7 protein-coding genes are annotated in these 6,788 nt (G+C 72.9%); 5 read left to right on the forward strand and 2 right to left on the reverse strand.

Annotated elements, in window-relative coordinates:
• Positions 1–53: 53 nt before the first annotated feature.
• Positions 54–890, reverse strand: a complete 837-nt coding sequence (locus E8D34_RS04385) for a class I SAM-dependent methyltransferase (RefSeq protein ID WP_136593344.1) — start codon at positions 888–890, stop codon at positions 54–56.
• 170 nt (positions 891–1,060) lie between these two features.
• Between E8D34_RS04385 and E8D34_RS04390 the strand changes: the two genes are divergently transcribed.
• The 3 genes from E8D34_RS04390 (at position 1,061) to E8D34_RS04400 (ending at position 3,650) form a co-directional block, all read left to right on the forward strand.
• Positions 1,061–1,630 (forward strand): OsmC family protein, encoded by a 570-nt coding sequence (locus E8D34_RS04390; protein WP_136593345.1) that lies wholly within the window; start codon positions 1,061–1,063, stop codon positions 1,628–1,630.
• Between the two features lie 68 nt (positions 1,631–1,698).
• A complete protein-coding gene (locus E8D34_RS04395) occupies positions 1,699–2,982 on the forward strand; it encodes an NAD(P)-binding domain-containing protein (protein ID WP_136593346.1) in 1,284 nt (427 codons plus the stop codon).
• 35 nt (positions 2,983–3,017) lie between these two features.
• On the forward strand, positions 3,018–3,650 hold the full coding sequence (locus E8D34_RS04400) for an HAD family hydrolase (RefSeq protein ID WP_136593347.1): 633 nt from the start codon (positions 3,018–3,020) through the stop codon (positions 3,648–3,650).
• A gap of 180 nt (positions 3,651–3,830) precedes the next feature.
• Here the strand turns inward: E8D34_RS04400 and E8D34_RS04405 are convergent, their stop codons facing one another.
• Positions 3,831–4,073, reverse strand: a complete 243-nt coding sequence (locus E8D34_RS04405; protein ID WP_136593348.1) for a hypothetical protein — start codon at positions 4,071–4,073, stop codon at positions 3,831–3,833.
• 279 nt (positions 4,074–4,352) lie between these two features.
• On the opposite strand from E8D34_RS04405, the gene E8D34_RS04410 reads away from it, so the two are divergent.
• Positions 4,353–4,751 (forward strand): VOC family protein, encoded by a 399-nt coding sequence (locus tag E8D34_RS04410; protein ID WP_136593349.1) that lies wholly within the window; start codon positions 4,353–4,355, stop codon positions 4,749–4,751.
• A 455-nt stretch (positions 4,752–5,206) separates the two neighbouring features.
• Positions 5,207–6,553, forward strand: a complete 1,347-nt coding sequence (locus tag E8D34_RS04415) for a VCBS repeat-containing protein (RefSeq protein ID WP_136593350.1) — start codon at positions 5,207–5,209, stop codon at positions 6,551–6,553.
• The last annotated feature ends 235 nt before the right edge of the window (positions 6,554–6,788 follow it).

A 6,788-nucleotide genomic window follows, 5' to 3' on the forward strand; every position in this document is an offset into this window, starting at 1 on the left:
GCACTGAGTTACGACAGCTGTACGACGGCACCGCGGCGTGGCCGCGGCCCGGCTCACGTGGGCTTCTGCGCGACGACGTACTCCTGGTCGTTGCAGAATCGGTAGATCCCCGAGTCGTCGACCAGCCCATCGAGGACCGCCATCACCTGCGGCCGCAGCGCCTCGGGACCGACGTTGCGCAGCGCGGGCTGCGCCGGCCCGAGGGTGGCGATCGCCCGCCAGGCGGTGTCGGCGTCCGGCCACTCCACCATGGACAGGCGCGAGCCGCGCTCGAGCACCTCGAAGCCGGCGGAGGCCAGCATCGCCTCGGCGACGCCGTCGCGGGCGATGTTGTTGGTGCGCCGCATCCCCTGCTGGTGGGACTCCGGCGAGTTCGCGGCGAAGACCTTGAAGACCGGACGCAGGTCCAGGCGGCCGCGGCCCCAGAAGCTGATCGCGATCCGACCACCGGGCCGGAGCACGCGGTAGGCCTCGGCCAGCGCCGCCTCGCAGTCGCCCCAGATGCCGTTGACCGAGGTGACCGCGTCGAAGCTGGCGTCGGCCCAGGGCAGGGCGAACATGTCGCCGTGGCGCACGTCCGAGCGCGGCGAGCGCGCCTGGGCGACCCTGACCAGGGACTCCGCGGCGTCGATCCCGGCCGTCTCGGCGCCCGCCGCCTCGGCGAACCGGATCCCCAGGCCCGAGCCGCAGGCGATGTCGAGCAGCCGGGTGCCCTCGCCGACGTGGAGCCGGTCCATGGTGACGAGGAGGACGTTGACGGCGTAGTGCTCGAAGAGGCAGGCCCAGTCGACGGCGCCGCTGCCCCAGGCCTCACCGGCCTCGCGCCAGTCGTGGCCCTCGGGGCTGGCCGGGTGGCTGGCCGGGTGCGTGGTGTGGGTCGTGGTGGACATGGCTCCACGGTGCGCCGACCCGGGCGCGCAGGTCTTGGAGGAGAGGTGGAGATCGGGCTCCACGGCTTCTCCACGTCTCCTCCAAGTTCGCGGGGTGCGCCCCGGGCCACGGTGGTGTCACCGATCGGGCCGCCACACGAGGCGGCCCACCACACAGGAAGAGAAGTCACATGACCGCCACCCAGGACCCCACCAAGCCCGTCGACAACGGCGTGAACGTCGACGCCCTGCTCGGGGCCCGCGACGTCCTCACCAACGCTCGCGAGGCCGCCGCCTTCACCTTCACCGCCACCAACCAGTGGATCAACGGCACCCACAGCCGCTCGAGCGTCAAGGAGTTCTTCGGCCTGGGCGCCCAGCAGAGCCACCGCGCCGAGTACTCGGTCGACATCGACCACCCCGAGGTCTTCGCCTCGCCCGACAACGGTGCCACGCCGGCCGAGCTGGTGCTGATGGCGCTGGCCGGCTGCCTCACCGCGGGTGTCGCCTCCGTCGCCCAGAACCGCGGCCTCCAGCTGCGGTCGGTGAAGGCGATCGTGCAGGGCCAGATGGACCTTGCCGGCATCCTCGGCATCGACCCGGACGTGCGCAACGGCTACAGCAACATCACCGTGCGCTACGAGATCGACGCCGACGCCTCCCGCGAGGAGCTGCAGGCCGTCCTCGCCCAGTCGCAGAAGCGGTCCGCCGTCTTCGACGTCATCACCAACCCGACGGCCGTCTCGGTCGAGCTCGCCTGAACCGGCCGGCCGATCCGGGCGACCAGCAGACCGAGCACCCCACCCTTCCGAGAAGAGGAGCGAGTCCCATGGCACACGCAGGAGCACGCAGCACGCGCAGGACCGACGTGGTGGTGATCGGCGGCGGCCAGGCGGGCCTGGCGATGAGCCGCTGCCTGACCGACGCCGGCGTCGACCACGTCGTCCTGGAGCGCGGGCAGACCGCGAACTCCTGGCGCACCGAGCGGTGGGACTCGCTCCGCCTGCTGTCCCCGAACTGGATGACCCGGCTGCCCGGCTTCGACTACGCCGGCGCCGACCCCGACGGCTACATGACCGCCGCCGAGGTGGTCGCCCACCTCGACGCGTACCGGGCCTCGTTCGACGCCCCGGTCCAACCGGGCACCACGGTCGAGCGGGTCACCCGGTCCGGGTCGGCGTACCTCGTCGACACCGACCGGGGCTCCTGGCGGGCGCGCGCGGTGGTGATCGCCAGCGGTGCCTGCAGCGACCCGCACCGCCCGGCCTTCGCCGACAGCCTCCCCGACCACCTCCAGCAGCTGACCCCGAACGCCTACCGCAACCCCGGCCAGGTCGCCGGCGGCGGTGCGGTGCTGGTCGTCGGCGGCTCGGCCTCGGGCCTCCAGATCGCCGACGAGCTGGCCCGCGCCGGCCGCGAGGTCACGCTGGCCACCGGCGAGCACGTCCGCGTGCCGCGGACCTACCGCGGGATGGACATCCACTGGTGGATGGACACCCTCGGCACCCTCGACGAGCGCTACGACGAGGTCGAGGACCTCGCCCGCGCCCGCCGGCTCCCCTCCCTGCAGCTGGTCGGCTCCCCCGAGCGCCGCGCGCTCGACCTCAACACCCTGACCTCCCGCGGCGTCTCCGTCGTGGGCCGACTGGCCGGCGTGGCCGGCCACCGGGCCCAGTTCTCCGGTTCGCTGGCCAACGTGTGCATGCTGGCCGACCTCAAGCAGCGCCGCTACCTGGACCTGATCGACGAGTTCGCCACCGCGCACGGCCTCGACGCCGAGCTCGGTGCCCCCACCCGACCGGCGCCGACCGCCATCGACGGCACCCGCCTCGACGCCGACCTGCGCGGCTTCTCGCACGTGATCTGGGCGACCGGCTACCGGCCCCGCTACCCCTGGCTCGACCCCGAGCTGCTGGACCGCACGGGACGGCTCCCCCACGACGGCGGCGTGCACCCCTCCGCGGGTCTCTACGCCCTCGGGCTGCCGTTCCTGCGCCGCCGCAAGTCCAGCTTCCTGGACGGGGTCGGTCCCGACGCCGTCGAGCTGGCGACGCACCTGGTCGGCCACCTCAACGGGGTCGCCGCCTCCGGGGTCGGCGCCGAGGCCCAGTAGCCCTGTCGTCGGCGCCGGCTCCTAGGCTGGCGCCCATGGCAGAGCAGGGCGCCGGCGGGCTGGTGGTCGGTTTCGACCTCGACATGACGCTGATCGACACCGCACCCGGGTTCCGCGACGTGCTCGTCGCGCTCGGCACCGAGCTGGGCGTGGAGTTCCCGGTCGCGGAGATGACCGCGAAGCTCGGCCCGCCGCTGGACCTGCTGCTGGAGCCCTACCTGGCGCCCGAGGCGATCGCCGCCGCCGGGGACCGCTTCCGGGCGCTCTACCCCGACCACGCGATCACCGGCACCCCGGCCTTCGGCGGCGCCCACGAGGCCCTCGCCGCCGTACGCCGCCACGCCGGCCGCGTGCTCGTGGTCACCGGCAAGTACGCCCCCAACGCCCGCCTGCACCTGGACCACCTCGGGCTCGACCACGACCACCTCGAGGGCTGGGTGTGGGGCGTCGGCAAGGCCGACGTGCTGCGCCGGGAGGGCGCCAGCGTCTACGTCGGCGACCACGTCCACGATGTCGAGGGCGCGCTCGCGGCCGGCGTCACCAGCGTCTCGGTGCTCACCGGCGGCTGCAGCCGCGAGGAGCTCGAGGCCGCCGGGACGCACGTGGTGCTGGAGAGCCTGCACGACTTCCCGGCGTGGCTCGACGGGCACATGAGCGGCACCGCGTAGCGCCCGCCTGGGCGCGTCCTACCGCCCAGTCTGCTGCGGCGCGGGCGGCGCGACGTCACATGGATTCTGGCCCCTCATTCGGCCAATTCAGGGCCAGAATCCATGTGACGACGGGCGCCAGTCGTGATCGGCCCGCGTCCGACCGCCGCGTTCGCCGCTGCGTCGCGTGGACAGTTGGGGTCAGTTGCCGAAGCGCTGTTGAGCGGCCTGTCGGGTGGTATCCGGAGCGGCTCCGATGACGCTCCACGAATCGCCCGCTTCGCGCGCGGCACGGACTGCGTCACGCAACTCCTGCTCGGCGGCCGCCACACTGTCGCGGGCGGCAAGAATGCGGCGGAAATGCGCGGCGTCGCGCGCTGGGTGCGCGGCGGGATCGAGCTGGTCGAGTCCGGTGTCGACGTGGTCGGACTTGATCTTGGTCATGATCGGTCACCTCATCTCAGGTAGTCGTAGGACTTCGGCCGCAGGCGGTCTGCATGGATGATCCGGGCGGGAGCGTCGTCCGCCGCAATGCCGTGTCAACCTTTGGTGACTGCTCCGGGTGCCGCATCGACCCACGCGGCCATCCCGCATTGGTCACGCTCCGCGTCACGATCGATCAGCCGCACGAAGCGCGCGAGCTCCTGGCGGCGACCCGGCGTTCGGCCCGTCGCCGTCCTGCAGGGCCTCGCGCTAGATCGGGGAGCCCTGCAGACTGTGCCCATGACCGAAGTGCGCGAGTTCCGCATCACCCTGACGGTCGACGACTTCGAGGCCGCGCTCGCCCACTACCGCGACGCGCTCGGCCTCCCGCAACTCGCGGACTGGACCACCGATGGCGGACGCGTTGTCCTGCTCGATGCCGGCCGGGCCACCCTGGAACTCTTCGACGAGTCCCAGGCTGCGATGGTCGACGACCTCGAGGTCGGTCGGCGGGTGTCGGGGAAGGTCCGGTTCGCCCTGCACGTCGACGACGCCGACGCAACGGCCGACCGCTTGGTCGGGGCGGGCGCCGAACGGGTCGCCGATCCCGTCGACACTCCTTGGGGAGACCGTAACGCGCGGATCGCCGCACCGGACGGAATGCAGCTGACGCTGTTCACTCCCGGCGCCGAGGCGTGACCGTCGGCCCAGTCAACAGGGCTACCCGCAGGGCGCTTGGCCGCGACCTCCTCGGTCCGTGCGACCAGTACGCGCTCCCACACCTCCGCCACCCCCTCTGCGGAGGCAAGGTCGGCTCGGACCGGGAACTCCTGGCGCCCGGGCAGCTTCGCGGGCAGGTCCTCGACTCGGCTGCAGCCGCGAGGAGCTCGAGTCGGCCGGGACGCACGTGGTGCTGGAGACCTTGCGGGACGTCCCCGCCTGGCTCGACGGGCACGTGCGGGGCGTGGCCTGACGCCACCGGAAGCGTGCCCGGCGCTCCCTCCTCGGGGTGCCGACGAGGCGCCACGCGCGGTGAGCGCTGGTCCCCGCTGACCGGGACCTCCGACCGTGGTGGCGCGCGCCGGTGCGGCGCGACGCTGGGAGTGGCGGCCTCCGGCCACACGAGGCCGTCGACGGCAGCGAGGAGGAGACCGATGAAGCTGCAGCTGGCGGTACCGGACTTCGGGCAGGACGCCGGCTGGCGCGTGGACAAGCACCCCCGCCTCTGCGCCGACCTCACCGGTGACGGCACCGCGGACATCGTCGGCTTCGGCGACGCCGGCGTGCGGGTCGCCCTCAACAACGGCGACGGCACCTTCGGATCCCCCCGGCTCGCGGTACCGGACTTCGGCCACGACCAGGGCTGGCGCGTGGACAAGCACCCCCGCCTCTGCGCCGACCTCACCGGTGACGGCACCGCGGACATCGTCGGCTTCGGCGACGCCGGCGTGCGGGTCGCCCTCAACAACGGCGACGGCACCTTCGGATCCCCCCGGCTCGCGGTACCGGACTTCGGCCACGACCAGGGCTGGCGCGTGGACAAGCACCCCCGCCTCTGCGCCGACCTCACCGGTGACGGCACCGCGGACATCGTCGGCTTCGGCGACGCCGGCGTGCGGGTCGCCCTCAACAACGGCGACGGCACCTTCGGATCCCCCCGGCTCGTGCTGCCGGACTTCGGCCACGACCGGGGCTGGCGCGTGGACAAGCACCCCCGGCAGCTCGCCGACCTCACCGCCGACGGCACCGCGGACATCGTCGGCTTCGGCGACGCCGGCGCGTGGGTCGCCCTCAACAACGGCGACGGCACCTTCCGGTCCCCCCGGCTCGCCGTGTCCGACTTCGGCCACCACCAGGGCTGGCGCGTGGACGAGCACCCTCGCTTCCTGGTCAGGATCAAGGACTCGATCGTCACCCGATTCACCGACCAGGAGGCCGTCGACGTCGTCGGCTTCGGCGACGCCGGGGTGCGGGTCGCCCTCAACAACGGCGACGGCACCTTCGACGACCCCCAGACGATCGAGCCGTTCTTCGGCTACCCGGAGGGCTGGCGCCCGGACAAGCATCCCCGCGTGATGTGCGACATCAACGGCGACGGCCGGGCCGACATCGTGGGCTTCGGGAACTCCGGCGTGTGGGTCGCCAGGAACACCCTCGCCGGCAACGGGACCTTCGAGAGGCCCCGACTGGTGGTGGACAACCTCGGCTACGACGACGGATGGCGCGTGGACCGGCACCCCCGCCTGCTGGCCAAGCTCACCTGGGGCGCTCCCGCCCTCGACATCGTCGGCTTCGGGAACTCGGGCGTGTGGGTCGCCGCCCACACCGACGTCGAGACGTACGAGGCCCCACGGCTGATCGTGACGGACTTCGGCTACGACAACGGCTGGCGGGTGGACCAGCATCCGCGCTTCTGCACCGACGTCACCGGGAACGGCCTCGACGACATCGTCGGCTTCGGGGACGCCGGCGTGTGGGTCGCGTCCGACCTCGAGGTGTGACGGTCCCCGACCCGGCCGCAGGCGACCGGCCCGCTCGGGCCGACGCGCTCGCCATCCCTCGACCCTGCGGCTAGCCTGACAGGCGCCCGATCCCCGGCCGCGCCGGCCGCGCGGTCACCACCGGAGGTGAGCGGCGATGAGGCGCCTGGAGACCGACTACCTGGTCGTCGGGGCCGGCATGGCCGGGATGGGGTTCGTCGACGAGCTCCTCGAGGTGTCCGACGCGGACGTGCTG

Origin of the sequence: Nocardioides sp. GY 10113 (assembly GCF_004919105.1) — a bacterium.
In the GTDB taxonomy this organism is placed as follows: Bacteria; Actinomycetota; Actinomycetes; order Propionibacteriales; family Nocardioidaceae; genus Nocardioides.